Source organism: Halorubrum sp. SP9, assembly GCF_005435015.1.
In the GTDB taxonomy this organism is placed as follows: domain Archaea; phylum Halobacteriota; class Halobacteria; order Halobacteriales; family Haloferacaceae; genus Halorubrum; species Halorubrum sodomense.
In genome coordinates this window covers 77042-101489 of record NZ_SGXU01000006.1, presented here as the reverse complement: position 1 = coordinate 101489, position 24448 = coordinate 77042, and the positions used below count along the sequence as shown (strand labels likewise).

Genomic DNA, 24448 nt, shown 5'->3' with positions numbered 1-24448 from the left:
CCATCGCTTGAACTCGGTGGATAGTCTCGTCGTTTTCGCGCGAAGACGCGAGAGATGGTTCACACATGTCAGACACAGACGCCCACCGCATACTCGTTCCCGTCGGCGACTCGGACACGCTCCGAGACACGGTCTCGTACGCCGTCGAGCGGGCGAGTGCGGCGGCACCGAACCGACCGGTCGAGTTCCACTTCGTCGTCGCGGCGGAGACGCAGTCGGTCGACCCGGACGCGCCCGAGGAGCTCGGCTCAGCGCGCGAACAGTTAGAGCGCGTCGCCCTCTGGATCGAGGAGGACGCGGACTCCGCCGACGGCGCGACCGACGCGGCCGACGGCCCGCCGGACCGGTTCACCGTCGTCACCGACGTCGTCGGCACCGACCGGTACCTGTTCAGTCCGGGCGACTACGCCGACGCGCTCCTCGAGTACGCGGCCGAGACGGGGATCGACCGGATCGTCGTCGACCCGGAGTACAACCCCGCCGGCACCGCGTCGATGCTGCGGTCGATGTCGGTGGAGCTGGCCCGCGGCGACGTGCCGGTCGAGACGGCTCCGGACGACCGGCCGGCCCAGGGCGCGGTGCTCGCGCGCGCGGCGTCGCTGTCGAAGTACCTCTCCGTGTTCGTCGTCTCGTACCTGTTTTACATGTCGCTGAGCGCGTGGAAGCCGCTCGACTTCCTGACCGGCTTCGTGACGGCTTCGATCGTGTCCGTCGTCCTCGCGCCGGTCGTCGCGAACCGGTCGGCGCCGCTGGGGCTGACACTCCGGCGGCTCGCCCGCCTGGCGGTGTACGCCCCGTACCTCGTCAAGGAGATCGCGGTCGCGAACCTCCAGGTGGCGTACGTCGTCCTCCACCCCGACATGCCGATCGACCCGGAGGTCGTTCAGTTCCGGGCAGCGGTGTGGGGCGACGGGGCGGTGACGACGCTCGCGAACAGCATCACGCTCACGCCCGGGACCCTGACCGTCAACGTCTCCGAGCGCTCGTTCGACATTCACTCGCTGACCGCCGACTCCCGCGAGGACCTCTTCGACGGCGGGTTAGAGCGCGCGGTCCGGTTCGTCTTCTACGGTCGCGCGTCGGCGCGGATACCGACGCCGCGCGAGCGCGACGACGCCGGGGAGGGCCGGGATGGTTGAGTTCGAGACGGCGCTTCTGGCCATCGCTGCGGCCTTCGTGCTCTTCGCGGTCGTCGCGCTGTACCGGGTGTACGCCGGGCCGACGAACCATGACCGCGTCATCGCGGTGAACGTCGCCGGGACGAACACCGTCATCGCCATCACGCTCGTCGCGGCGGCGTACCAGGAGTCGACGTTCCTCGACGTGGCGCTCGTGTACGCCCTGTTGAACTTCCTGCTGTCGATAGCGTTCTCGAAGTTCAACGTCGAACGCGGGGGTGTGCTGTGACGCCGGCCGAGTGGGGTATCGTCGCCCTCGCGCTCGCGGGCGCCTTCTTCGGCGGCGTCGCGGCGGTCGGCCTCGTCCGGCTCCCGGACGTCTACACCCGGTCGCACGCGGCCTCGAAGAGCGACACGCTGGGGGCCATCCTCACGGTCGCCGCGGCCGCGCTCGCGCTCCAGTCCGGACTCTCGACGGCAAAGTCGGTGTTCCTCCTGTTGTTCATGTTCATCACGAACCCGACGGCGGCACACGCCGTCGCCCGCGCCGCACAGGACCAGGGAATCGAACCGTGGACCGCCGACGAGGGGGACGACTGATGCCGATCACGCTCGTCGAGGCCGCGCTGCTGACGTTCGTCCTCGGCTGCGCCCTCGGTGCGGCCCTGCTTGAGGACACGCTGGCGGCGGTGATGGCCTTCGCGGCGTACAGCCTAGGCGTCTCGGTGCTCTGGCTCGTGCTTCAGGCCCCGGACGTCGGCCTCACCGAGGCGGCGGTCGGCGCCGGCATCATGACCGTGCTGTTCCTCTTGGCGCTGTCGAACACCGTCTCGCCGGACGCGGACCGGCTGTTCGAGCCGATCCGCTGGCGGACGGTGGCGCTGGTCGGCGGGTTCGTCCTGCTGATCGGCGCCACGGTCCCCGCGCTGCCGGCCATCGGCGACCCGAACTCGCCGGTCGTCGCCGGCGAGGTGAGCCAGTACTACCTGGCGAACGCGTACGCCGAGACGGAGGTCAGAAACGCCGTGACGGCTGTGTTGGCGGCCTACCGAGGCTTCGACACGCTCGGCGAGGGCGTGGTCGTCTTCTCCGCGGTGGTCGTCACGCTGTCCGTCCTCCGCCGCGAGGTGGTGGCATGAGTACCGACGACGCTGGCCGGAACGCCGGCGACGCGGACGGCGCCGCAGGCCCGGACGCCGCCGACTCCCCCGACGCGGACGGCGACGAGGCGGCGCCCGGCCTGTACGTCGAGTCCACGATCATCATGACGACCGTCCGGCTCGTCTCCCCGTTCATCCTCACGTTCGCGCTGTTCATCATGTTCCACGGCGCGGATACCCCTGGCGGCGGGTTCCAGGGCGGCGTCATCGCCGGTTCGGTCGTGATGATGCTCGCGTTCGCCTACGGTATCGACTCGACCCGGCAGTGGCTCGACGGCCGCGTGATCGCGGCGCTGGCCTCCGGCGGCGTGTACGTCTTCGTCGGGATCGGTCTCGGCGCGATCGCGCTCGGCGGACAGTTCCTCCAGTACGCGGAGTACGAGGCGCTGTTCGGGCACGCGATCAAGTACGCGATCGAACTCGTCGAACTCAGCATCGGCGCCATCGTCGCCGCCGTCGCGATCGGGCTCTTCTTCCTGCTCGCGGCCGGCTTCGACCACGCCATCGAGGAGGACCCGTCATGACGCTCGACCTGCTCACGACTCACTACAACTACTACGCGGTCGCCCTGCTGCTCGGAATCGGCCTGTACACCGTCATCGAGTCGCCGAACCTCGTGAAGAAGGTCATCGGAATGAACGTGTTCCAGACCGGGATATTCCTGTTTTTCATCACGCTCGCGTTCCGCAACGGCGGGAATCCCCCGGTCATCACCGAGGGCGCCGGCCCGTACGTCAGCCCGCTCCCGCACGTGCTCATCCTGACCGCCATCGTCGTCGGGGTGAGCCTGACGGCGGTGGCGCTCGCGCTCGTCGTGCGCGTCTACTCGGAGTACGGCACGCTCGACGAAGACACCTTGGAGCAACTCTACCATGATTGAACACCTCATCGTCCTGTTGGTCGTCCTGCCGATCCTCGGCGCCGCGGTCCCGCCGCTGGCCAGCCTGCGTTACGACCGCGTCGGGTGGGCGGTCGCGACGGCGACGACGCTCGGTCACGCCGCGTTCGCCGCCGCGCTCGCGTGGACCGTCTGGACCGACGGCACCGTGCGGTACGCGGTCGGCGGCTTCGCCGCTCCGTACGGGATCGAACTCGTCGCCGACGGGCTGACGATCCTGCTCGTCGCCCTCGTCAGCGCCGTCTCGCTCGGCGTGCTCGCGTACGCCAGACACGCCGGCCCGCACGCGAACACGTTCTACTCGCAGTTCCTCCTGCTCGTCGCCGGCCTGTCCGGGATGACGGTGACGGGAGACGTGTTCAACCTGTACGTCTTCCTCGAGATCACGGGGCTCGCGGCGTACGGGCTCGTCGCGAGCGGCCCGGGGGCGCGGTCGGCCGTCGCGGCCCTGAAGTACCTCGTCATCGGGACCATCGGCGCGTCGCTGTACCTGCTCGGCGTCGGCTACGCGCTCGCCGCCACCGGCACGCTGAACATGGCCGACCTCAGCGTCGAACTCGCCGAGGTCGGCTACGACTCGACGCTCGTTTTGACCGCGTTCGGGCTGATAGTCGCCGGCCTGACGGTGAAGGTCGCGCTGTTCCCGCTCCACACCTGGCAGCCCGACGCGTACGCCGACTCGCCCGACAGCGTGAGCGCGTTCATCTCGGCGCTCGTCTCGACCGTGTCGGCGTACGCGCTCGCTCGCGTGCTGTTCTCGGTGTTCACGGTCGACTTCCTCGAGGCCGTCCCCACCGCGCGTTGGGCGCTGGTGGGCGTCGCCTGCGTCAGCATCGTCGCCGGGAGCGGCCTCGCGGTCGCGCAGTCCGACGTGCGTCGGATGCTGGCGTACTCGTCGGTGTCGCAGTTCGGACTCGTCATCGCCGGCTTCGCCATCGCGACGCCGCTGGCCGTCGTCGGCGCGACCGTCCACCTCGTCGGCCACGCGGTGATGAAGGGCGGCCTCTTCGCCGTCACCGGGATCATCGAGCGCAGGACCGGCGCGACGACGGTCGGCGGCTACGCCGGCATGGGCGGTCGCGTTCCGGTCGCCGCCGGCGTCTTCACGCTGTTGGCGCTCGCGATGGTCGGGGTCCCGCCCGCCATCGGGTTCGTCGGGAAGTGGTACATCGTCCTCGGCGCCGTCGACGCCGGCGTCTGGCCGGTGGTCGTCGTCCTCCTGGCGAGCACGCTGTTGACGCTGGCGTACTTCGCTCGGCTCGGCGAGCGACTCTACTTCGCCGAGCCGACGATCACGTCGGGGTCGACCGCCGCGACCGACGGCGGCGAGAGCGTCTCGACCGGGATGATCGTGACCGTCGTCGTCGCCGCCGTCCTCGCCGTCGCGCTCACGGCCGCAGTGCCAGTGATCGACCAGCTGATCGACCAGACCGTGTTCGAGTTGATACGCCAATGACCGACGTCGCCTCCCTTCGACCGTTGTTCGCCGTGCTCGTGTCGGCCGTGGCCATCCCGATCATCCTCTCGCTGCGGTCGCGGCCGAACGTCCGAGAGGGGGTCACCCTCGCCGTCGCCGCGACGAAGTTCGGCCTCGTGGCGAGCATGGTGCCGGGGGTCCTCGCGGGCACCACCTACGTCACGCGGATCGGCGAGTTCGGGAACGGGATCTCGCTCGCGCTCCGCGCGGACCCGCTCGGGATCCTGTTCGCGCTGCTCGCGAGCCTCCTGTGGATCGTGACGAGCTTCTACTCCATCGGGTACATGCGCGGGCTGAGCGAACACGCGCAGACCCGCTACTTCGCCTCCTTCGCCGCCAGCCTCGCGTGTGCCGTCGGCGTCGCGTTCGGGGCGAACCTCGTCACCCTGTTCGTCTTCTACGAGCTGCTGACGGTGTCGACGTACCCGCTCGTCACGCACGACGAGACGGACGAGGCCCGCGCGGCCGGCCGGAAGTACCTCACGTACACCTTCGGCGGCGGCGTCGCCGTCCTCGGCGGGACGGCGCTCGTCTACGTGCTGACGGGCACTACGGCGTTCACGCCGGGCGGCATCGAGGCGCTCGCGACCGCGGACCCGACGCTGGCGCGGGCGGCGTTCGCCCTCTTAGCGGGCGGGTTCGGCGTCAAGGCGGCGCTGATGCCCGTCCACTCGTGGCTCCCCGACGCGATGGTCGCGCCGACGCCGGTCTCGGGACTGCTCCACGCGGTCGCGGTCGTCAAGAGCGGTATCTTCGGCATCGCCCGCGTCGTCCTCGACGTGTTCGGGACGGAGACGATGGCGGAGCTGGGCGTGGCGCTGCCGCTCGCGGCGGTCGCGGCGATCACGCTCCTGACCGCGAGCGTCATCGCGCTCAGACAGGACAACCTCAAGCGGCGGCTGGCGTACTCGACGATCAGCCAGCTGTCGTACATCGTCCTCGGGCTCGCGCTGTTGGAGGGCGACGCGCTGATCGGCGGGCTGCTCCACATCCCGGCGCACGCGTTCATGAAGCTCACCCTGTTCTTCTGCGCGGGCGCGATCCACGTCGAGACGCACACGGACGACATCAGCGACATGGCGGGCATCGGCGACCGGATGCCGCTGACGATGGCGGCGTTCGCCGTCGCCGCCGCGGGGATGGCCGGGATCCCTCTGGTCGCCGGGTTCGTCAGTAAGTGGTACATCGTCATCGGCGCGCTGCAGGGCGGTGGCCTCGTCTTCGCCGCCGCGCTGTTGATCTCCGGCGTCCTCAACATCGCGTACTTCTGGCCGGTCGTCTACCAGGCGTACTTCGAGTCGCCCGAGGGGCACGACGAGAAGCCCCTCCTGTCCGCGCCGCTGGGGGGCCGCAGCGGGCCTCGCGCCGACGGCGGCGGCGAGACCGAGGCGTACGGCGACGCCTCCGCCGCCGAGACCCACGACGACGCGCACGGCGCTGAAACCCACGACGACGCGCACGGCGCTGAAACCCACGAGGACGGTCACGACGTCGAGAGCCGCGACGACGGTCACCGCGGTCACCACGGCGGGCCGCCGGCGAGCGGCTGGGATGTCCGCGGGTGGCGCGGCGCCGAGAGCACGTGGTTCATGCTCGGGCCGATCTTGACGGCCGCGAGCCTGTCGGTCCTGCTCGGGGTCGTCCCGCGGACCGCCGTCTTCCTCAGGATCGTCGAGACCGTCGTCGGCTCGCTCCCGGGGGTGGTGGTCTGATGACGAACGCCCTGACCGCCCTTCCGCCGGGACCGGTGCTGCTGGCGGTGGCCGTGCTGATCGCGCTGCTGTCCCGGCGGGTCGGCCACGCGCTCGGCGTCGCCGCCTCCGGGGCGGCGGTCGCCTGGGCGTGGACCGTCCCGGCCGGCGCACATCTCCAGGCCACGTTCCTCGGCTTCGACGCCGTCCTGCTCAACGTCGACGAGTTCTCGCGGCTGATGGGGCTGATATTCGGGATTATCGGCGCCGTCGCCGTCCTGTACTCGTACGCGAGCGAGGCCGAGAGCGTTCAGACCGCGTTCGCGTTCTCGTACGTGGCGACGAGCTACGGCGCGGTGTTCGCGGGTGACTGGCTCACGCTGCTGTTCTTCTGGGAGCTGATGGCCGTCACCAGTACGCTGCTCGTCTGGCACTACCGGGGCGAGGCGGTCCGGGCCGGCTTCCGCTACGCGCTGTTCCACGGGCTCGGCGGCACGCTGCTGATGGCCGCCGTCCTCGGTAACTACGTCGCGAAGGGGACCTTCCTGTTCGCGACCGTTCCCGGCGGCCCCGAGACCGCGGGGATGGTCGCCGGGCTGCCGGCCGCGCTCGCCGCGGTCGGAATCGGCGTCAACGTCGGGTTCATCGGCCTCCACGCGTGGCTCCCCGACACCTACCCGCGCCCCCACATCGCCGCCAGCGTCTTCCTCTGCGTGTTCACCACGAAGACCGGCGTCTACGGGATGTACCGGGCGTTCCCCGACGGCCACGTCGCAATCGCGTACATGGGCGGCGGGATGGCCGTCTTCGGGGCGACCTTCGCGCTGTTCCAGAACGACATGCGCCGGCTCCTCTCGTACCACATCCAGTCGCAGGTCGGCTACATGATCGCCGGCGTCGGCATCGGGTCGGCGCTGTCTCAGGCCGGCGCGTTCGCCCACGTCTTCAACCACATCCTCTACAAGGGGCTCCTCTTCATGACGGCCGGCGTCGTCGTCTACCGGACCGGCGAGGAGAACCTGAAGAAGCTCGGCGGCCTCGCCCGCGAGATGCCGCTCACCGCGGGGGCGTTCGTCGTCGCCGCGCTCTCGATCGCCGGGTTCCCCGGGTTCAACGGCTTCGTCAGCAAGGGGATAATCATCTCCGGAAGCCACTACACGTTCGGCAAGGGGCCGCTCCCGCTCGGGGGGTTCGGCACGCTGGAGTGGCTGCTCCTGCTCGGCGGAGTCGGGACGTTCATGTCGTTCATCAAGTTCGGCTACTACGCGTTCTTCCACGGCGAGTACGACGGCGAGGTCGAGGACGCCAACCGCGGCCAGGCCGCCGCGATGGTGACCGTCGCCGTCCTCTGTGTGGCCTACGGGATCTTCGACGGCGCGCTGTTCGCGCTGTTGCCCTTCGACGTGACCGACGGCGCCGTGGTCGACCACGTCTACGTGACCTACACCGTCCCCCACGTCATCGAAGGCGCGCTGCTCGGCGTCCTCGGGCTGATCGGCTTCGCGCTCACGAAGAAGCCGCTCTCGAAGCTCGGGCGCGTCCCCGACGTCGACTCCCTGTACAACCCCGCGGTGTTCTACGGGTCCCGCGGGCTCGTCGTCGGCGTCACGGAGCTCTACGCCGCCGTCGACCGCGCCGCGGTCGGCTTCGCCCGGCTGACGATCCGGACCGTCACCGAACCGCAGGCGGCGGTCCGGCGAGTCGGCGGCGACGTCGACATCAAGTCCGGCATCGGGCGCAGCGTGCTGGTCTTGACGGTGGCGGTCGGCGTCGCGCTGTTCGCGGTCTTCCTGCTCTGAGCGGTTCCGGGCCGCCCGCTCCGGGCGTCTCACCGACCGGTCGTTCGGCTCGGTGTTCGGCGTCGATATCCCGGCGACGGTGCGGCCGGAGGAAAGTGAGAACGGGAGTCGGAACGCGGTACGGACCTGTCGAAAACGTGTGTCTCGACGTCAGTACTCCTCGTACGCGAGGTTCATCATCCACTGCGAGAAGGCGTCGGCCTGCGGGTCGACCTCCTCCTCGCCGATGAACGGCGAGAGCATGTCGTCGGCCATGAGCAGCGAGAAGTCCAGGTCGCGCGGCGCGGGCTCTAGGTAGTAGGTGTTGTGGCCGTCGTAGACGGTGTCCACACGCTGGATGAGTCCCGACTCCTCCAACGCCTCGGCGATGCGGCTCCCCTTCCGCGACGAGACGTCGAGTTCCTTCCAGAAGTCGCTCTGGTGGATGCCGCCGGTCTCGCGGATGAGTTCGAGGCCGGCCCGCTCGTCCGCCGACAGGTCGGACTCGATTTCGGACACGCTCATACTCTCTCACGCCTCCCGAATCGCTTAAAACTGGCTTTCCGGTCGCACGTCTCGCGCCGCGCGGCCGTCGTCTTACCGGCGAGTGAACGCGAACTCTCCGCGAGCCGGATCGACCGTCACGACCCCGACGCCGCGGAAGCCGAGGTTGAGCAGGTGCGGTCGACCGTCTGCCGCCTCGCCGGCGTCGTATCCGAACTCGTGTGAGTGGCCGCTGAACGCGGCGAACACGTCGTGGTCCCGAACCGCGAGGGCGAGCGCGATCGACCCGGTGTGGAGGTGCTCCCGGTCCGTCTCGCGCTCACCGACCGCGTGGTGGCGGTCGAACGACGCGCCGAACGGCGGTTGGTGGGTCGCGAGCAGCGCGTCGGAGCGACCGCGCAGGCGCTCCGACAGCCGCTCGTACGTCGCCTCGATCGCCTCGACGCCCCGGTGGAACGCGGCCGCCTCGTCGTCCGCGATCCCCAGCGACGCCGCGGCCTCCCGGACGGACGCGGACCCGCTGACGACGCGGTGACACGCGTCGAGCAGGTCCTCGGCGATCCGGTCGGCTTCGTAGCGGCGGTCCTCGCGGGGGACCGACCGGGGGTCGAGCGCGTCGAACTCGGTCTGCGGAAGCGGCGGGGTGAGCGACCGGCGCTCGCAGCCCCAGCCGACGACGGCGAGGTCCCCGAGCGTCCGGGCGCTCAGGTGTTCCGCGGTGGCGCCGTCGACGGGGTCGACCACCCCCTCCGGCATCGGGGCGGGGTCGTGGTTCCCCGGCACGTAGACGACCGGAACGTCCGGGGCGAGCCGCTCGACGAACCGACGCGCCAGGTCGGCGTCGTCGTCGCCCGCGCGGTGCGTGAGGTCGCCGACGACCAGGGCGGCGTCGACGTCCTCGGGCGGCGACACCGCGTCGAGGTCGTAGTCGCCGGCCGCGGGCTTCAGGTGGAGGTCGCCGCAGACGAGGAGCCGCATCGTCTCGGCGTTCGCGTCCGGAGTCAAAACGTCCCGGGAGGCACGGTACCGCGGCGCACGGCGGACCGACCGGGACGCGACCGCGTCCGACCCGTTAGGTCCCGCCGTCCGCGAAGTCGGCGGGGAGCCGCACCGGTTCCGCGGGCGTCTCGCAGGGGGGGCCGTCGGCGTACGCCATCTCGGGGCCCGAGCCGGTCCGGATCCGGGTGAACGACCGGGTTCCGAAGGCGTCGCCGTGGAGGCAGGCGCCGTACTCGTGGTCCGCGAGGACGCCGCTCGCGCGGTCGAGCCACGACGACCCCGACTCGCCCGGTTCCGGGACGAGCGCGGCCGCGATCCGTCTGGCGCTGTCGGCGCGCTCCTCGCCGAACTCCCGTCGCCGCCGGGGGACCGCGAACCGCTCCGCCCCGTTGACCACGCCGCCGACGTTGCCGACGACGTGGACGCCCGGGTCGAGTCGGGTCACGGCGAGGCCGCCGTCGTACGTCAGGAGGAACGCCGCTCGACCGTCGGCCAGCACGAGGTTGAAGCCGTCGTACGCGCGCTCGTCGAGCTCGTTCTCGACCGTTCGGACCGCGTCCTCCGCGTCGGCGGCCGTCAGGCAGTCGCGGACGAGCAGCCCCCGCGAGCGCTCGCCCTCGCCGTCGGCGTCGAGCCACCGGTTCGTGACGGCGACGACGAGTCCGCTCTCGGAGACGCCGATCCACGTGCCGCCGGCCTCCGCGTCGCGCGGAGCGACGTATCGGACTCCGTCGCCGTCGGCCGTTCGGAGCGCCGGCGGTTCGCTCGGGCGGTCGAGCGCCTCGTCGCGGGTGGCCGCGAGCGCGACGGGGGCGTCGCCGAACGCCCGCCACGCGAGGGTCAGGGTACACACGCCCGAAGACACGCCCGAGCGACTGAAAACTCCACGGGGAATCCGCCGCACGTGTTTACTCGTAATAAAAGAAATCTTTTGGTGACTGGCCGCTTTGGTCCAGACATGAACGCGATTGCCGTCTACGAGGGAGCCGACGAACCGGTCGTGACAGCGAAGCCGCGACCGGAGCCCGCGCCCGGCGAGGCGCTGGTTCGGACCCTGCGGGTCGGCGTGGACGGGACCGACCACGAGGTCATCGCCGGCGGCCACGGCGGCGCGCCCGCGGGCGAGGACCACCTCGTGCTCGGCCACGAGGCCGTCGGCGTGGTCGAGGACCCGAACGACACGCCGTTCGAGGCCGGCGACGTCGTCGTCCCGACGGTTCGACGGCCGCCGAACGGCGCCAACGAGTACTTCGCGCGCGGCGAGCCGGACATGGCGCCGGACGGCGAGTACCACGAGCGCGGCATCGTCGGCGCGCACGGGTTCATGGCGGAGTACTTCACCAGCCCGGCGGAGTTCCTCGTCGAGATCCCGCCGGCGCTCGCGGAGTGGGGGTTCCTCGTCGAGCCGATCTCGATCGCGGAGAAGGCGATCGAGCACGCGTACGCCAGCCGGTCGGCGTTCAGCTGGGAGCCCGAGTCGGCGCTCGTGTTGGGGAACGGGTCGCTCGGCCTCCTGACGGTCGCGACCCTCGACGAGGAGTTCGACCGGATCTACTGTCTCGGACGGCGCGACCGCCCCGACCCGACGATCGACATCATCGAGTCGCTGGGGGCGACGTACGTGAACTCGAACAGGACCTCGGTCCCCGAGGTCCCCGAGGCGTACGAGCCGATGGACTTCGTCTTCGAGGCGACCGGCTACGCGCCCCACGCCTTCGAGACGATCGAGGCGCTCGCGCCAAACGGCGTCGGCGCGCTCCTCGGCGTCCCCGGCGACTGGGAGTTCGAGATCGACGGCGGCCGGCTCCACCGCGAGTTCGTCCTCCACAACAAGGCGCTCGTCGGCAGCGTCAACTCCGGCTACGGCCACTTCGAGTCGGCGGTCGAGTCGCTTGCGGGGCTCTCAGAGGCGTTCTTGGGCGATCTCGTGACCGGCGTCCACGGCCTCGACGAGTTCGAGGCCGCGTTCGCGGATGACGACACGACTATTAAAACGGCGGTCGAATTTGCCGCGTATGAAGAACGTTGACGACCTCATCGACAGCGCGGCCGAGCTCGCGGAACACGGCCTCTCGAAGGGCGAAATCGCCGACGAACTGAACGTCTCCCGCGAGACGGCGAGCTGGCTGGTCGAGCGCGGCGGCGGCTCGGACGCCGTCGAGGCGGGCGACGGGGCGACCGCGTCCGCCGACATCCACGTCGACTGGTCGGCGCTCGGCCGCGACTCGACCCGTCTCGGCTACGCGGCGAGCGCGATGGCGGACCTCTTGGCCAAGCAGGGCGAGGAGGTCGATCTCACCGTCGGTATCGAGAAGGCGGGCGCGCCGCTCGCGACCGCGGTCGCGGACCGGCTCGACACCGATCTCGGCACGTACGCGCCCGCGAAACACCAGTGGGACGAGGGGGATATCGACGAACAGGGCGGCGGCTTCTCGCGGAACTTCGCCGCCATCCGGAACCGCGACTGCTACGTCGTCGACGACATCATCACGTCGGGGACGACGATGCGGGAGTCGATCGACGCGATCCGCGAACAGGGCGGCGAGCCGGCCGCGTGCGTGGTGTTGGTCGACAAGCGGGGATACGACGAGATCGACGGCGTGCCGGTGTACTCGCTCGTCGACGTCGTCCGCGTCGACCGCGAGGAGTAGGCGGCGCGCCGCCCGCGCGCCCGACGGTCGGTCGTCTCGCCGCCCGTCGGCGTGCGGAACCCATTTGCCTCGCCGCCGCGTACCCGACGCCATGACGTTCAGTCCCGAGACCGACGCCGACTCCGAGGAGATCGACGAGCGCGTCGAGACGACGATCGCCGACAACGACGTGGTGCTGTTCATGAAGGGCAACCGCCTGATGCCGCAGTGCGGCTACTCGAAGCGCGCGGTCGAACTGATCTCCCAGCACGTCGAGGAGTTCGAGACGGTCGACGTGCTGCCTGCGTTGCCGCAGTACCGCGAGGCGCTCGAATCGCGCAGCGGTTGGGAGACGATCCCGCAGACGTTCGTCGACGGCGAGTTCGTCGGCGGTAGCGACGTGCTCACCGAACTCGAAGAGCGCGGCGAGCTCGCGGCCGAGCTCGGCGCCGAGTGAGGCGTCGATCTAGACACTTCGAAGGGCAGTCCATATAAACCCACGGTGCGTAGAACGGGTAGACGCAGCGGCCGCCGCTGCCGCCGCGACCACCGGTTCGACCCCACCGCATTCCACAAACAATGACAGGCCGCGTGTTCCGACTTCATTCGACGCTCGAACTGCCACTCGAAGACGTAGAGACGTACTTCGACGAAGATCCCGATCTGCCGCCGGAGATCGACGACATCGACATCACGCGTCGAAACAACACACTCATCATCAAGGCCCTGTCCGACGACGAGTCGATCAGCAAGTACACCCCCACCGCCCAGCTGAAGGCGTCGGTCACCGAGACCCGCGTCTGGGAGGAGGAACCGCCCCGCGCCGGCGGCCCCCAGTGGATGGACGACGAGGAGGAGGAGATCCCGTCCGAGCTCGTCGAGTTCGCCTGCTTCAAGGGCGACCGCGAGACCGTCCTCCAGAACTCCGCGCTCCAGTACCCGATGTTCCGGGTGCTTCGGAAGATCGCGACGCTCTCCGAGAAGGGGACGCTGACCGCGATCACCGAGGAGGACGGCGAGCTCGAGGCGACGCGGATCGTCGAGGGCGAGCCCCGCCCCGCCAGCATCGAGGTCGTCGAGAGCCCGCAGGGCGCCGGCGAGGGCGGCGGCGGCGTCAACTGGCGCGACAACGAGTTCATCTCGGACTGAGACGGCGGGACTCCCCCAGCACCGCGGTGGGCGCCTCGACCGCCCGACCGCCGACGCTTTATCCGCGCGACCCTCTCCCCCTGTCATGAGCAACTGGGTGAGCCTCTTCTCCGGCGGCAAGGACTCCTCGTGGGCGCTGTACCGCGCGTTGGAGGAGGGCCTCGACGTCTCGCGGCTGTTGACCGTCCACCCCGCCGGCGACTCGTACATGTACCACACGCCGGCGACGGAACTCGCCTCGCTCGCGGCCGAAAGCGTCGGGATCGACCTCGTGGAGGTGTCGCCCGACGACTTCGGCGCGGACGACGTCGACGACGCGGGCGCACAGGGGGACGCCGAGTTGGAGCCGATGGAGGCGGCGCTCCGCGATATCGCCGCCGCGGACGACGTCGACCTCGCGGGCGTCACCGCGGGGGCGGTCGAGAGCGAGTTCCAGACGAACCGGATCCGGGCGATGTGCGACCGCCTCGGGATCGACCTGTTCGCGCCGCTCTGGCAGCGGGACCCGGTCGAACTGGCGGAAGCGATGTTCGACGCCGGCTTCGAGATCCGAATCGTTCAGGTGGCGGCCTACGGGCTCGACGAGTCCTGGCTCGGGCGGCGCTTCGACGCGGCCGCGCTCGACGACCTGCTCGCGCTCCGCGAGGAGTACGGGGTCCACCCGCTGGGCGAGGGCGGCGAGTTCGAGACGTACGTCGTGGACGGCCCGCACATGGACCGCCGCATCGACCTGACGTACGACGCGGTGTGGGAGGGGGACCGCGGGCACGTCGAGATCCGGGACGCGCGGCTGGAGTAGGTGGGGTCGTTTCTCGGGGCCGACTCCGCTCGCTACGGCCAGCTCCCGGCCTGGTCGTAGGCGTCCACGATCCGACCGATACCGACGACGTACGCCGCGGTGCGGAGGGTGTGGACCCCGTTCGACTCGTAGGTGTCGACGAGCGTGTCGAACGCGTCCGTGATCACGCGTTCGAGCTCCTCGTTGACGCGCTCCTCGGTCCAACTGAACCGCTGTCGGTTCTGAACCCACTCGAAGTAGGAGACGGTGACGCCGCCGGCGTTCGCGAGGATGTCGGGGACGACGTACGCGTCGCGGTCGGCCAGTACGTCGTCGGCGTCGGGGGTGAGCGGCCCGTTTGCCGCCTCGACGATCAGGTCGGCGCGCACGTCCCTCGCGAGGTCGCCGTCGACCGCGTTCTCCAGCGCCGCCGGAACGAGGCAGTCGACGTCGAGCGTGAGCAGCTCGTCGTTGGTGATCCGCTCCGTTCCGGGGTACTCGACCACCGAGCCGGTCTCGGCCTTGTGCGCCTTCACCTCTCGGGGGTCGAACCCGTCGGGGTCGTGGATTCCGCCGGAGGAGTCGGAGACCGCGACCACGTCGGCGCCGAGGTCGTCGAGCAGCGCGGCGGCGATCGACCCGGCGTTGCCGTATCCCTGAACGGCGACCGTCGCGCCCGCGAGGTCGCGGTCGAGCCAGTCGAACGCCTCGCGGGCCGACAGCGCGACCGAGCGCCCGGTCGCCTCGACCCGGCCCTCGCTGCCGCCGGAGTCGAGCGCCTTCCCCGTGATGACGCCGGGCGCCGTGGTGTTCTCTAAGGTCTCGTAGGTGTCTTTGATCCAGTTCATCTCCCGCTGGCCGGTGTTGACGTCCGGCGCGGGGATGTCGCGGTCCTCGCCGATCAGCGGGCGCAGTTCGGTCGCGAACGCGCGCGTGAGCCGCTCCAGTTCGCGCTCGGAGTAGTCGGCCGGGTCGATCGCGATGCCGCCCTTGCCGCCCCCGTACGGGACGTCGACGACGGCGCACTTGTACGCCATCCACCCGGACAGCGCCTTCACCTCGTCGCGGGTCACGCCCGGGTGATAGCGGATCCCGCCCTTGTACGGGCCGCGGTCGCCGTTGAACTGCGACCGATACGCGCGCACGGTCTCCAGCGAGCCGTCGTCGCGCTCGAAGGTCAGGTTCGTCTCAAGCACTCGTTCCGGGTTCTTCAGCCGCTCGATGACGCCCGGGTCGGCGTCGACGACCGCCGCGGCGTCGTCGACCTGTTCCCGCAGACTCTCGAACGGGTTCGCCTCCGAAGACATACTCTCACGTGCTGGGGGCCGGAGGTTAATTGTGACGGACGACCCGGAGAGTTCCGCGTCGGGCGCCGACGCTATCGGTCGGCGTCGGGCGCCCGGTCGAGGATCCGCTCCGCCTGCGCGATCAGCGGCGCGTCGATCATCTCGCCGTCGACTTGGAAGACGGCCCGGCCCTCCCGCTCCGCCTCGTCGCGCGCGTCGAGGACGGCTTCGGCCCACTCGACGTCCGCCGGATCCGGCGTGAACGCCTCGGTGATCGGCTCCACCTGCGCCGGGTGGATCGCGAGCTTGCCGTCGTAGCCGAGCCGCCGCGCGAACGCCGCGTCCTCGCGAAGCCCCGAATCGTCCGAGAAGTCGGTGTACACCGTGTCGATGGCGTCGATCCCGGCCGCGCTCGCGGCGACGACGACGTGCTCTCGGGCGTACAGCACCTCGGTCCCCTCGTCGGTCCGGGTCGCGCCCACGTCGGCCGCGAGGTCCTCGGCGCCGAAGACGAGCGCGTCGGTCGCGTCCGCGGCCGCGATCGACTGCGCCGAGAGGACGCCCGCAGCGGTCTCGACGAGCGCGAACACGGCCGGGTCGCGCCCGCGTTCGGCACACAGCGCGGCGACGCTTTCGACGCGGTCGGCGGTCTCGACCTTCGGGAGCATCACGGCGTCGAGGCGGACCTCGTCGGTTCCCTCCTTCGGCCGGTCCCCGTCCTCGCCGCCTCCCCCCAACACGCCGTCGAGGTCGGCCGCCGGCGACTCGGCGGTCAGCCGGACGCACACCTCCGCGTCCGGGTCGAAATCGGGGTCCGCGAGGACCTCGCCGACCGCCGCCCTCGCCTCGTCCTTCCGGCCGGGCGCGACGGCGTCCTCGAGGTCGAAACAGATCACGTCGGCGCCGGCTCCGGGTGCCTTCCGCATGAGCCCGGGGCTGTCGCCGGGCGAGAACAGCAGGCTTCGGCGTGGCATGTGCGGGGATGCGCGGGCGGGCGGCTAAAGTCCGCCGGCCGCGCCGAGAGCGGTACCGATTTCACGCCGCCGGCCGAGCGAGGCGGCATGCCCGGACTGTACTACGAGGAGTTCGAAGTCGGCGAGAGGATCGACCACGCGAAGCGACGAACGATAAGCGAAGCGGACAACCAGCGCTTCTGCGACATGACGATGAACCAGCAGCCGCTCCACCTCGACGCCGACTTCGCCGGCGGGACGGGGTTCGGCGAGCGACTGGTGAACGGGCTGTACACGATGTCGCTCGCGGTCGGGATCTCGATCCCGGAGACGACCGACGGCACCATCGTCGCGAACCTCTCGTACGACGACGTCGAACACCCGAACCCGGTGTTCCACGGGGACACGATCCGAGCGCGCTCGACCGTCACCGACAAGCGGGAGACGAGCGACGGCGAACGCGGCGTCGTCACCATGCGCGTGGAGGCGTTCAGGCTCGTCGACGGCGACGACGACGTCCTCGTCTGCGAGTTCGAGCGAACGGTGCTCTCCGAGAAGCGGCCGGACGGTGACGGGAACGCCGACGCGACATCGTAGCTACCGCTTCCGTCAGTCGTCCTCCTCGGCCAACAGCAGCCCGAGGTAGGAGGTTCGGACCTGGTCGGCGGCGTCGAGGCCGAGCCGGTCGAGCGCCTCGACCGCCGCCTCGCGCGTCGCGTCGACCTCGCCTTCCGCCTCGACTTCCCGCTCGATCTCGACGTACTCGTCGAGCCCGGCGACCGCGTCGAGCGTCACCGTGAAGCCGTCGTACGACCAGAGCTCGCGGCGCTTCTCGACGGTCGCGGCCGGTTCGAAGCCGAGCCCGGAGAGGACCGCCGCGAGCGCCTCGCCGTCGTCGACGCCCGTCTCGTGTTCGGCGCGCGTCTTCGAGGCCTCCTCGAGGAGCGGTCCCTTGTAGGTGACCGTCGCCGCCGCGTCGGGCTCGCCCTCCGACGACCTCTCGCCGTCCGCCAACGGCGTCTCGCGCCGGATCCGGAGCGCCTCGTCGGTCGCAGCGAACTCACGGTGAGGGGCGTCGTAGTAGGTGTCTCGCTGTCGCCGGGCGTCGACGCGCTCGGCGCCGACCTCGCGGAGCCGCTCCCGCGTCGCGTCCAGGCCGGCCGGAACTTTGATCTCGACCTCGTACATGCCCGGAGATGCGGACGGGGCGTTCATAAGGAACGCGGGAGGGCGCGCCCCGGGTGACGAACCGGCGGACAGCGCGCCGACGCGTCAGCGGCCGAACTGCCGCCGTCCCCCGCTCGTCGGGTGGCATCGGGCCGAACCGTGCTTCTTAAGGGTGTAACAGGAGACCTTCAGGTATGAGCGATCAGGAGCAAGCGGACGCGGCCGACGAGGCCGAAGGGACCGAGACCGACGCCGAGGGCCTCGAGAGCCGAGCGGACACCGACGCCGACGGACTCGAGGACGGCGACTTCGTCCGCGTCGCGTACACGATCCGGACGGCCGACGACGGCCGCGTCATCGACACGACCGACGAGGAGACGGCCGAAGACGCCGAAATCGACGTCGACGAGTACGACTTCGAGCCGCGGATCATCGCGCTCGGCGCCGGCCACGTGTTCTCCTCCGTCGAGGAGGCGTTCCTCGGCGCGTCCGTCGGCGATGAGGGAACGGTCGACGTGCCCGCCGAGGACGCCTTCGGCGCGTACGACCCCGACGAGGTCGAAACGGTCAAGGCCGACAAGATCCCCGAAGAGGACCGCTACCCCGGCGCGCAGATCCAGATCGACAACCGCCAGGGCCACCTCGAGACGATCATCGGCGGCCGCGCCCGGGTCGACTTCAACCACCCGCTGGCCGGCGAGGACCTCGAGTACGAGTACGAGATCTTGGCCCGGATCGACGACCGCGAGGAGCAGGCCGCCGGTATGCTCGGGATGTACCTTCAGGAGGCGCCCGAGGTCCGCATCGAGACGGTCACCGAAGAGGAGGAGACCGTCACCGAGGACGACGACGGCGAAGAGACCGTCGAGACCGAGGCGGTCGAGAAGGACGTCCTCTACGTCACCGCGACCCAGGCGATGCAGATGAACCAGCAGTGGATGTTCCAGAAACAGCAGATCGCACAGGACCTCATGGACCGCCTCGACCTCGACCGCGTGGTCATCGAGGAGGTCATCGAGGGCGGCGGTATGGGCGGTCTCGGCGGTATGATGGGCGGCATGGGCGGCGGCGCCGGCGACGTCGACATCGAGGAGGCCCTCGAAGACGTCGACGTCGACGCCGACGAGATCGTCGACGAGATCGACGAAGAGTAGCCGACGCCGCTTTTACCGGCCCGCGGTTCGACCGTTTTTCGCTCCGCCGAGCGACCGCTCCGGCCGCCGAACGAATCGCTTTTGCCCGCCGGCGCGTCCACACCGAGTATGGAGATCGAACGGGCACGCGAGGACGCGCTCGTCGCCGGAGTCGCCGGCGTGACGACGATTGCGATCGCGCTGCTGTCGAGTTTCACCGGCGTCGTCTCGGTCGCGACGCTCCCGACGCTGGCGCCGCTCGCCGTGTACGCGGTGTACCTCTTCTCGCGGAAAGGCGGGCCGTACGGGACCGTCGACACCGCGCGGAACTGGGCGGTCGCGGCGGCCGGCGTCGGCGCGCTCGTCCTGCTCGCGTCGGCCGCGCTGTGAGGCACGGGACCGAAGGACGGCCGAGTCAGGCGATATCGCGGCTCGTGTCGACGGCGACCTCGTCCGTGAGCTTCAGCTTCAGGGGCTCTTCGAGGGCGGCGCCCCCCCGGAACTTGGGGACGATGAGCCGGTTCGCGATCTCGGTACCGGTGACGGTGGTCCGGAGGTCGAACACGACGTCCGCGACCTGCTCCGTCACCCGCCTCGTTCGCGGGTCCTCGCCGCCGCGGAGCGCGTGGAGCAGCGCGAGGCCGCCGGCGTCGTCGACGCGGTCTCGTATCCCGTCGAGGAACTCGGCGTACGACGACGGGGACGCGCGCCCCTCTAACGGCTCCACGGAGTCGACGATCAGCGTCCCGCTCTCGGGGAGATCGCCGGTCAACGACAGCGTCTCGTCGAGGTCGCCGCCGTCGTCCGCGGCCTCGACGGTCGTCTCCTCGTCTCCGTCGAAGCTGAGCGCCGCCTCCACCGCACCGGGTGACCGGACGGTCGTCAGGTAGCGGCACCGGCGGGCTTGAGCGAACCGGTTCAAGATGAGTTCGGACTGGCTGTCGGGGTCCGCTTTCAGCACGACGACACTACCGCTCGGGAGTCCGCCGCCGAACTGTCGGTCCAGTACCGAGATTCCGGTCGGAAGCGTCCCCATACGATCGCTGCCGGCCGTGGAGGCTTGGGTCTGTCGGTGGTCGACCCGCCGGCCGCTCGCGGCCCCGCGGTCCGTCGTTCCGGAGTCGCCCGCGTCCGCGATCCTCACGCGATCTGCCACCCCGTCGCCGCCGCGGTCTCGGTGAGCCGTCGGGCGAGGCCGTCGTAGGCGTCCCGCACTTCCCTCTCGGACAGCGGAGCGCCCCCGCCGTCCGGGATCCGCCCGAGGACGGGGCAGTCAAGCAGCGCCGCCACCCGATCCGGCACGCTCGTCTCGCCGATCACGACCGCCCCGACCGGCGGGCAGTCGAGGCGTCTCGCGATCGCCGCCGTCTTCGCGGCGTCGCGGAGCGCGGCGCGCCTGAGGGGCGTCGCGATCAGCGCGCGGTCCGCGGCTCGCAGGGGGGCGGCCACGTCCGGCGACGCGCCCGCCGGACAGTCGAGCAACACCGGCGCGCCCTCGGGTGTCACGCCGTCGAGCGCGTCGAACGTCGCGCGCGCGTCGACGGAGCGCGCGGAGTCGGGAGCCGCGAGGACCGTCGGTTCGGAGCGGTCGGGGCGGATCGGCTCCGCCTCTCGTACCGCGTCGGCGACGCTCCGCGCGCCCCGCACGTCGGCCGGGGATCCGGATTCGACCGGATCGGAGTCGGTCTCCACGGCTAGCCGCGCGAGGTTCGGTAGATCCCAGTCGGCGTCGGCCGCGACGACCGACGCGCCGCGCCGCGAGAGCGCGCGGGCGAGCCCGAGGGTGGTCGTGGTCTTTCCGCTCCCGCCCTTGCCGCCGGCGACGGCCATCACGGCGGGCGTGAGTCGGTATCCGATATAAAAAGTCGGCCGTGAACGGACGGTTAGTCCTGACAGCAGCCGCCGGCCTCACCGCCGAAGTCGACGGCGAGCGGCTCGGAGATGGCCTCGTTGACGGCCTCGAGCGTGTCCTCGAGCTCGTCTTGCGCGTCGAGGTACTCGCTCATCACCGGCATCGCGTGGAGCTCGTCTTGCGCCTCCTGGACGCGCTGAAGTCCGTCGTTCGTCGCCTGCCCGGTCTGTCGGGCCTGCATGAACTCCGCGCGCAGCTGCTCGAACTCGTCGATCCGGCTCTGGACTTCCTCGTCGCGCTGGACGGCGGCTCTCGCCTCCTCGAAGCGCTCGTACTCCGGGGTTTCGGCGATCCGTTCGCCGAGCTCTCGGCCGAGGTCCTCGATGGAGACCTGTTCGACGCTCATGTTCGCACATCGTCGCCGAGCGGTTTGAACCTGCCGGAGCCGGGGTTCGGGGTCGCCTTCCGACTCCCGTTACGCCACTCGGGACTCGACGAACTCGACGACCGCGTCGAGCTCCTGCGGACCGATACCGTGGCCGCCCGGGAAGCTCCCGTCGGTGACGGCGGCGTCGACGGCTTCGAGCCGGTCGACGGCCGCGCTCGTCCGCGACTCGGGGATCACGCGGTCGCCGGCGCCGGCGCCGACGAAGACCGGTTTGCCCTCGATCCCGTCCGGGTCGAGGTCCGCGTGCGACTCGGCGAGGTAGCCGTGGAGCGCGACGACCCACGCGTAGCGGTCGGGGTCTTCGAGGAGGAGCGAGAGGCTCGTGATCGCGCCCTGGCTGAACCCGAGGAGGCCGATCCGGTCGGCGTCGAGCCCGTAGGCGTCGACCGCGGCCTCGACGCTCTCGGCGATCAGGTCGAGGCTCCGGCGAAAGTCCTCGGCGTCGGGCTGGCTCGACTCCAGCCCGCCGGCCGAGAGGTCGAGCTCGTACCACGTGTACCCGCCCTGGAGGGGGTCGGGCGCGCGGAGGCTGACGACGTGGTGGTCGTCGGGCAGTTTGGCGGCGACCGGGAGCAGGTCCTCCTCGTCGGCGCCGCGGCCGTGGAGGACGAAGACGGCGGGCGCGGGCTCGTCGTCGGCTCCCTCGTCGGGCGCGACGTGAACGTGTTCGAGCGGAATATCGGTCATCGGTCCGCGGTTGGCGAGGGCGGGGGTTAGGTCCGTCGGCCGCGGCAGCGCGTCGTCACGGGGGTCGGCGGGGATACGGTCGAGTCGACGCCGTGAATTTATAGTTCGATCGCACGAACGGTCCGCGTATGCGTCCCCGCACCCTCCCCCTGCTGGTCGCACTGCTCCTCTCCGTGACCGTCTTGGCCGCCGCGCCGCCGGTCGACGCGCGCGCGCCGCCGACGCCCGTCTGCGGCGTCTGCGAGCTCGATCGGACGACGCCGGACGGCGACTCCGTGGTCGCCGGCGAGAGCTCGCTCACCGTCACACTCCACGGTAACGGGTCGTCGACGTGGGAGGCGCGGGTCCATCTCGCGGCCGGCGGCGACGCGCTCGCGGCGAACGGATCGCTCCGTCGCGCGGTCGTCACCGACGCGGTGCGCGACGGGATCGCGGACCCGAAGGATGTCGACGCCCGAGTTGACGGCGACGTGCTGGCCGTCGATTACCGCGATCCCAACGCCACGGAACGACACCTCGGCGCCGTGGTGTTCACGCCGCTGACGCCCGCGTCTCCACGGGTTCCGTTCGTCATCGGCGGCGAGGGGTCGCGGTACCTCGGCGCCGATCGACTCACCGTCCGCGGCGAGCCCGGGTGGGAGGTCCGGGGCGACGCGCCCGGCGGCGGAACCGGAGACGAGTTGGTCTGGTCCCGCGAGGACGCCGAGCGCGACGACGCGGAGCGGGTGCCCCTCGACGTCGACCGCGATCCCGTCGCAGTCGAAGCGGGCGCGATGCTGCCCGGCGTTCGGGCGTGGATCGCCCGACTGCTCACCGGAAACGGCTTCTGAGACGGCGGCCGAGCGGCGACGATCACGAACGTCGGGGACGGATCTCGGGGTCGAACGCGCCGTTTAACCGTCCTGCCGCACAATTCGTTCGATATGAGCGGCTCCACGGAGGGCGACCTCACGAAGACGGGGATGGCCCTGAAGCACGACCGCGAGTGGGACTACGAACTCGACCGAATCCTCGAGGCCATCGAGGAGCGCGACGCCTCGAAGGTCGGTCTCCAGTTCCCCGAGGGGCTCAAGCGCCGCGGCCCGAAGGTCGCCGACGACCTCCGGGAGGTCGCGCCCGACGACGTCACCTTCATGCTGTCCGGGCAGCCCTGCTACGGCGCCTGCGACCTCGACACGTACCTGATGCGCCGGACCGACGTGTTCGTCCACTTCGGCCACACGCCGATGAAGGAGTCCGACAGCATCGTCTACGTTCCCCTGTTCTCGAACGTCGACCCCTTCCCGATCATGGAGGACGCGCTCGAGGAGGAGCTGACCGCGCCCGAGGAGGACCCCGACGTGGGGCTCGTCACGACGGCCCAGCACATGAACCGGTTCGAGGAGATGACCGACTGGTTAGAGGAGCGCGGCTACGAGGTCCACACCCGCCGGGGCGACGACCGCCTCACGAAGGAGGGGCAGGTGCTCGGCTGTAACTACGCCTCCGCGGACATCGACGCCGAGCAGGTGCTGTACGTCGGCGGCGGGAAGTTCCACCCGGTCGGGCTGGCGATGGAACACCCCGACAAGCGCGTCGTCATCGCGGACCCGGTCAACAACGCGGTGTCGGTCGCGGAGCACGACCAGTTCCTCAAGCAGCGCTACGCCGCGGTCCACAAGGCGATGGACGCCGAGAAGTGGGGCGTCATCTTCTGTACGAAGATCGGCCAGGGCCGCTGGGAGACGGCCCAAGAGATCGTCGACAACAACGAGAACGCCTACCTGATCACGATGGACGAGGTGACGCCGGACCGCCTGCGCAACTTCGACATGGACGCGTTCGTCAACACCGGCTGTCCCCGGATCACGACCGACGACGGCCCCCGGTTCCACAAGCCCATGCTGACGCCCGGCGAGTACGAGGCCGCAATCGGCGAGAAGCCGCTCGACTCGATCGAGTTCGACACGTTCCACGACACCTGGTAGGCCGAAAGCGGAAAGCGTCCCTTTCCGAGTCGTAACAGCGGTCCGTGGATGTAATCCCGCGTGAGCGTAGACTCGAACCATGGTCTCCCGACACCGGCTCCGTTTCAGCGGGTTTGTGGTGACGGGTATCCTGATGGTCGGCGCCGGGTTGATCGAACTGTTCGAGGGGCTGTCAGCACTGTCCGGGGGTATCCCGGCAACCGAGGAGTTCCTCCTCGTCGCAATGCTCAGCGCCGCGGCCGAATGGGTGATCGCCGTTATCGTCCTCGGTCTGTTCGCGGGCCTCTTTCTCGTTGCGACCGCGGCGTCGATCCTCCGAACTGCCTCTATCCCGCGAGACGACCGACTCGCGTCAGCCGCCCAGTGGCTCGAACGACGGTACCCGGCCCTCGGGACATTCGACGTATCCGAACGGGTTGCGCCGACGACCGAGGAGCGGAGACAGGAGCTCGAAGAGGAGTACGTCTCAGGAGAGCTGAGCGAGGCGGAGTTCGAGCGCCGGCTCGCACGGCTGATGGACGCCCGGCGAGGAGCGTTCACGAGCCTCCGGCGACTCGACGGTCGAAGTCGGAGACGGCGCTCGCTGAACGCGCCGTAAATACGTCGTTCGCGTGGGCACAAAACCTACGGGACTCGAAGCCCGACTGAAAACCGAAGATGCCCGAAGAGACCTCCACCCGCCGTCGGTTTCTGAAAGCCGGGAGCGTCACGCTCACGGCAGCGCTTGCGGGCTGTAGCAACGTCTCGTCGTCCGGCACAGAGCCATCCCAGCC

Annotated in this window: 30 protein-coding genes; 20 read left to right on the top strand and 10 right to left on the bottom strand. The window is 70.3% G+C overall.

Translation table 11 applies throughout. The features are described from left to right. Window positions 1-65: 65 nt before the first annotated feature. The 9 genes from EXE45_RS05565 to EXE45_RS05525 are packed head-to-tail and all read left to right on the top strand — an operon-like array spanning window position 66 to window position 8143. On the top strand, window positions 66-1139 hold the full coding sequence (locus EXE45_RS05565; RefSeq protein WP_137693757.1) for a monovalent cation/H+ antiporter subunit E: 1074 nt from the start codon (window positions 66-68) through the stop codon (window positions 1137-1139). Further along, window positions 1132-1407, top strand: a complete 276-nt coding sequence (locus EXE45_RS05560) for a cation:proton antiporter (protein ID WP_092921449.1) — start codon at window positions 1132-1134, stop codon at window positions 1405-1407. Before EXE45_RS05565 ends, EXE45_RS05560 begins: the two co-directional genes overlap by 8 nt. Further along, window positions 1404-1718, top strand: a complete 315-nt coding sequence (gene mnhG / locus EXE45_RS05555; protein ID WP_092921451.1) for a monovalent cation/H(+) antiporter subunit G — start codon at window positions 1404-1406, stop codon at window positions 1716-1718. The genes EXE45_RS05560 and mnhG overlap by 4 nt, the downstream gene beginning before the upstream one ends. Next, window positions 1718-2257 carry a DUF4040 domain-containing protein gene (locus tag EXE45_RS05550; RefSeq protein WP_092921453.1) on the top strand — a complete coding sequence of 180 codons (540 nt, stop codon included), beginning with the start codon at window positions 1718-1720 and terminating at the stop codon, window positions 2255-2257. The genes mnhG and EXE45_RS05550 overlap by 1 nt, the downstream gene beginning before the upstream one ends. Next, window positions 2254-2802, top strand: coding sequence for a Na(+)/H(+) antiporter subunit B (locus EXE45_RS05545; RefSeq protein WP_092921455.1), 549 nt, complete (start codon window positions 2254-2256; stop codon window positions 2800-2802). Before EXE45_RS05550 ends, EXE45_RS05545 begins: the two co-directional genes overlap by 4 nt. Continuing rightward, complete coding sequence (locus tag EXE45_RS05540; RefSeq protein WP_092921457.1) at window positions 2799-3158, top strand: cation:proton antiporter subunit C; 360 nt, start codon at window positions 2799-2801, stop codon at window positions 3156-3158. The genes EXE45_RS05545 and EXE45_RS05540 overlap by 4 nt, the downstream gene beginning before the upstream one ends. Then, a complete protein-coding gene (locus tag EXE45_RS05535) occupies window positions 3151-4632 on the top strand; it encodes a monovalent cation/H+ antiporter subunit D family protein (RefSeq protein WP_137693756.1) in 1482 nt (493 codons plus the stop codon). The genes EXE45_RS05540 and EXE45_RS05535 overlap by 8 nt, the downstream gene beginning before the upstream one ends. Further along, window positions 4629-6365, top strand: coding sequence for a cation:proton antiporter (locus tag EXE45_RS05530; RefSeq protein WP_137693755.1), 1737 nt, complete (start codon window positions 4629-4631; stop codon window positions 6363-6365). Before EXE45_RS05535 ends, EXE45_RS05530 begins: the two co-directional genes overlap by 4 nt. Beyond that, a complete protein-coding gene (locus EXE45_RS05525; protein WP_092921464.1) occupies window positions 6365-8143 on the top strand; it encodes a Na(+)/H(+) antiporter subunit D in 1779 nt (592 codons plus the stop codon). The genes EXE45_RS05530 and EXE45_RS05525 overlap by 1 nt, the downstream gene beginning before the upstream one ends. 150 nt (window positions 8144-8293) lie before the next feature. Here EXE45_RS05525 and EXE45_RS05520 read toward each other — a convergent pair whose 3' ends face one another. From EXE45_RS05520 to EXE45_RS05510, 3 genes are all read right to left on the bottom strand, one after another. Next, on the bottom strand, window positions 8294-8647 hold the full coding sequence (locus EXE45_RS05520; protein WP_092921466.1) for a MarR family transcriptional regulator: 354 nt from the start codon (window positions 8645-8647) through the stop codon (window positions 8294-8296). Between the two features lie 72 nt (window positions 8648-8719). Continuing rightward, on the bottom strand, window positions 8720-9604 hold the full coding sequence (locus EXE45_RS05515; protein ID WP_137693754.1) for a metallophosphoesterase: 885 nt from the start codon (window positions 9602-9604) through the stop codon (window positions 8720-8722). A gap of 94 nt (window positions 9605-9698) precedes the next feature. Continuing rightward, a complete protein-coding gene (locus tag EXE45_RS05510) occupies window positions 9699-10478 on the bottom strand; it encodes an NRDE family protein (RefSeq protein WP_092921470.1) in 780 nt (259 codons plus the stop codon). A gap of 105 nt (window positions 10479-10583) precedes the next feature. Between EXE45_RS05510 and EXE45_RS05505 the strand changes: the two genes are divergently transcribed. From EXE45_RS05505 to EXE45_RS05485, 5 genes are all read left to right on the top strand, one after another. Continuing rightward, the gene (locus EXE45_RS05505) at window positions 10584-11654 is read left to right on the top strand and encodes a glucose 1-dehydrogenase (protein WP_092921472.1); all 1071 of its coding nucleotides are present in this window, start codon (window positions 10584-10586) and stop codon (window positions 11652-11654) included. Beyond that, window positions 11641-12276 (top strand): transcriptional regulator GfcR, encoded by a 636-nt coding sequence (gfcR, locus tag EXE45_RS05500; RefSeq protein ID WP_137693753.1) that lies wholly within the window; start codon window positions 11641-11643, stop codon window positions 12274-12276. The genes EXE45_RS05505 and gfcR overlap by 14 nt, the downstream gene beginning before the upstream one ends. A 91-nt stretch (window positions 12277-12367) precedes the next feature. Then, window positions 12368-12712 carry a glutaredoxin gene (locus EXE45_RS05495; protein WP_092921476.1) on the top strand — a complete coding sequence of 115 codons (345 nt, stop codon included), beginning with the start codon at window positions 12368-12370 and terminating at the stop codon, window positions 12710-12712. Window positions 12713-12834: 122 nt separating this feature from the next. After that, the gene (locus EXE45_RS05490) at window positions 12835-13404 is read left to right on the top strand and encodes a hypothetical protein (RefSeq protein WP_092921478.1); all 570 of its coding nucleotides are present in this window, start codon (window positions 12835-12837) and stop codon (window positions 13402-13404) included. 85 nt (window positions 13405-13489) lie between these two features. Then, window positions 13490-14203, top strand: a complete 714-nt coding sequence (locus tag EXE45_RS05485; protein ID WP_137693752.1) for a diphthine--ammonia ligase — start codon at window positions 13490-13492, stop codon at window positions 14201-14203. 32 nt (window positions 14204-14235) lie between these two features. On the opposite strand, the gene EXE45_RS05480 is transcribed toward EXE45_RS05485, so the two are convergent. Beyond that, entirely contained in the window at window positions 14236-15489 is a 1254-nt protein-coding gene (locus EXE45_RS05480) for a Glu/Leu/Phe/Val dehydrogenase (RefSeq protein WP_137693751.1), read from the bottom strand. Window positions 15490-15560: 71 nt separating this feature from the next. Next, window positions 15561-16442, bottom strand: a complete 882-nt coding sequence (locus EXE45_RS05475; protein ID WP_092921484.1) for a CoA ester lyase — start codon at window positions 16440-16442, stop codon at window positions 15561-15563. An 87-nt stretch (window positions 16443-16529) separates the two neighbouring features. On the opposite strand from EXE45_RS05475, the gene EXE45_RS05470 reads away from it, so the two are divergent. After that, on the top strand, window positions 16530-17018 hold the full coding sequence (locus tag EXE45_RS05470) for a MaoC family dehydratase (RefSeq protein WP_137693750.1): 489 nt from the start codon (window positions 16530-16532) through the stop codon (window positions 17016-17018). A gap of 12 nt (window positions 17019-17030) precedes the next feature. Here EXE45_RS05470 and cyaB read toward each other — a convergent pair whose 3' ends face one another. Further along, window positions 17031-17609 carry a class IV adenylate cyclase gene (cyaB, locus tag EXE45_RS05465; RefSeq protein ID WP_092921488.1) on the bottom strand — a complete coding sequence of 193 codons (579 nt, stop codon included), beginning with the start codon at window positions 17607-17609 and terminating at the stop codon, window positions 17031-17033. A gap of 173 nt (window positions 17610-17782) precedes the next feature. Between cyaB and EXE45_RS05460 the strand changes: the two genes are divergently transcribed. Together EXE45_RS05460 and EXE45_RS05455 are read left to right on the top strand one after the other, a co-directional pair. After that, window positions 17783-18742, top strand: coding sequence for a peptidylprolyl isomerase (locus EXE45_RS05460; RefSeq protein WP_092921490.1), 960 nt, complete (start codon window positions 17783-17785; stop codon window positions 18740-18742). A gap of 108 nt (window positions 18743-18850) precedes the next feature. Then, window positions 18851-19111: a hypothetical protein gene (locus EXE45_RS05455; RefSeq protein WP_092921492.1), complete on the top strand. Its 261-nt coding sequence runs from the start codon at window positions 18851-18853 to the stop codon at window positions 19109-19111. Between the two features lie 25 nt (window positions 19112-19136). Here EXE45_RS05455 and EXE45_RS05450 read toward each other — a convergent pair whose 3' ends face one another. The 4 genes from EXE45_RS05450 to EXE45_RS05435 form a co-directional block, all read right to left on the bottom strand. Next, complete coding sequence (locus EXE45_RS05450) at window positions 19137-19757, bottom strand: transcriptional regulator (protein WP_137693771.1); 621 nt, start codon at window positions 19755-19757, stop codon at window positions 19137-19139. A 104-nt stretch (window positions 19758-19861) separates the two neighbouring features. Then, window positions 19862-20554 carry a P-loop NTPase gene (locus EXE45_RS05445; protein WP_092921494.1) on the bottom strand — a complete coding sequence of 231 codons (693 nt, stop codon included), beginning with the start codon at window positions 20552-20554 and terminating at the stop codon, window positions 19862-19864. A 50-nt stretch (window positions 20555-20604) separates the two neighbouring features. Continuing rightward, window positions 20605-20979 carry a YlbF family regulator gene (locus EXE45_RS05440; protein ID WP_092921496.1) on the bottom strand — a complete coding sequence of 125 codons (375 nt, stop codon included), beginning with the start codon at window positions 20977-20979 and terminating at the stop codon, window positions 20605-20607. 69 nt (window positions 20980-21048) lie between these two features. Further along, the gene (locus EXE45_RS05435; RefSeq protein ID WP_137693749.1) at window positions 21049-21708 is read right to left on the bottom strand and encodes an alpha/beta hydrolase; all 660 of its coding nucleotides are present in this window, start codon (window positions 21706-21708) and stop codon (window positions 21049-21051) included. Window positions 21709-21836: 128 nt separating this feature from the next. On the opposite strand from EXE45_RS05435, the gene EXE45_RS05430 reads away from it, so the two are divergent. From EXE45_RS05430 to EXE45_RS05420, 3 genes are all read left to right on the top strand, one after another. After that, entirely contained in the window at window positions 21837-22538 is a 702-nt protein-coding gene (locus EXE45_RS05430) for a hypothetical protein (protein WP_092921499.1), read from the top strand. A 93-nt stretch (window positions 22539-22631) separates the two neighbouring features. Then, window positions 22632-23675 carry a diphthamide biosynthesis enzyme Dph2 gene (dph2, locus tag EXE45_RS05425; protein ID WP_092921501.1) on the top strand — a complete coding sequence of 348 codons (1044 nt, stop codon included), beginning with the start codon at window positions 22632-22634 and terminating at the stop codon, window positions 23673-23675. A gap of 79 nt (window positions 23676-23754) precedes the next feature. After that, complete coding sequence (locus tag EXE45_RS05420) at window positions 23755-24273, top strand: SHOCT domain-containing protein (protein WP_137693748.1); 519 nt, start codon at window positions 23755-23757, stop codon at window positions 24271-24273. Window positions 24274-24448: the final 175 nt, after the last annotated feature.